The organism is Agreia sp. PsM10, from assembly GCF_030433855.1.
In the GTDB taxonomy this organism is placed as follows: Bacteria; Actinomycetota; Actinomycetes; order Actinomycetales; family Microbacteriaceae; genus Agreia.
In genome coordinates, this window is sequence record NZ_JARUXC010000032.1 from 1 (window position 1) to 1,344 (window position 1,344).

The window sequence follows — 1,344 nt, forward strand, 5'->3', positions numbered from 1 at the left end:
TGCGCCGGATGGTCCTATGGATGTCAAGTGGTGATGTGGGGTGTTCGGAGGTCGGTGGTGAGGTCGTGGAAGATGCGTCGGGCGAGGAATCGTTTGAGGGCCCGGATGGCGTCTTTCTTCGATTTGCCCTCGGTGAGTTTCTTGCCGATGTAGGTCTTGGTTTCGTCGTCGTATCGCATTCGGCCGATGATGATCATGTGCAGGGCCCGGTTCGCTTGCCGGTCACCGAACCGGTTGAGTCGGTGCCGGTCGGTCTTTCCCGATGACGCCGGGATCGGTGCTGCTCCGCAGAGGTGCGCGAACGCGGCATCGGTTTGGATGCGACCGATGTTTGCTCCGGCGGTGATCAGGAACTGGGCTGCGGTCAGGGTGCCGATCCCTGGCCGGGCCAGGAGTGTCGGAACGGCGTCCTGGACGAGGACATCGAGTTGCTTCTCGGCCTCGACGATCTCCTCGGTGAGGTCACCGATCCGGTCGCCGAGGCGCTTCAACGCGAGCTTCCCGGCCTGGGCCGGATCGGCCAGACGGGCCCGGTCGGGGCGCAGCTGGGCGGCTTTCTTCGCCGAGGCGGAAAGGGTCAGCCCGACGAACTGCTCCCGCAGCGCTGCGGGGGCGGTGATGATCAGGTCTTTGATCTGGTTCAACGCCTGGGTGCGGGCTTTCACCGCGGAGTCCCTCACCAGCATCAGGATCCGCACGGATTCAGCGATCGTGGTGGTGTCTTTCGGAGTCGCGGTCGCCATCCCCGAAAGGACCTTCTGTGCTGCCGAGATCGCGTCGATCGTGTCGTTCTTGCCCTGTCGGGCACGGGTCGCTTTATCGGTCGTGTTGACCTCCAAAACGGTGATTCCGGCTGCGGTCAGATAGCGGGTCAGGCCGGCACCATATGAGCCGGTCAACTCGATCCCGACCCGGTCGATGACCCCGTGTTCGGCGATCCAGTCGGCCACGGCCTCGTAGCCGGCGGGCGTCGTGGGGAACTCCTGAGTGCCCAGCACCCGGCCGAGAAGGTCGAGGACGGCGACGTGGTGGGTGTCTTTATGGGTATCGATCCCCGCGACAACAATCGTTGCCTCGACGTGCCGCTTCGTGGTTACCATGATGGTGTCTCCTTCCAGTTCCTGTTGGAACGGTCGGATGACCTCACCGGGCCGGGTGGACAAGACATTGAGGTGTCGCGGACAGGGTCCTATTAGGTCACTTCCCCCACCCGGTCCGGCCTCCCGAACCGTCTGGCCGCAGCCCGGAAACATGTCGACAGATCCGGCGATTGACACACCCACGGGTGGTCCGTCGAGTAGAAGGTCAAACACCCTCCCGGGCTACACACCCATTCTCAATGTC

The 1,344-nt window shown here is 63.5% G+C and carries 1 protein-coding gene; it reads right to left on the reverse strand.

Annotated elements, in window-relative coordinates; translation table 11 throughout:
- Nucleotides 1–23 precede the first annotated feature (23 nt).
- Nucleotides 24–1,100 (reverse strand): IS110 family transposase, encoded by a 1,077-nt coding sequence (locus QCD70_RS18980; protein ID WP_301219182.1) that lies wholly within the window; start codon nt 1,098–1,100, stop codon nt 24–26.
- Nucleotides 1,101–1,344 lie beyond the last annotated feature (244 nt).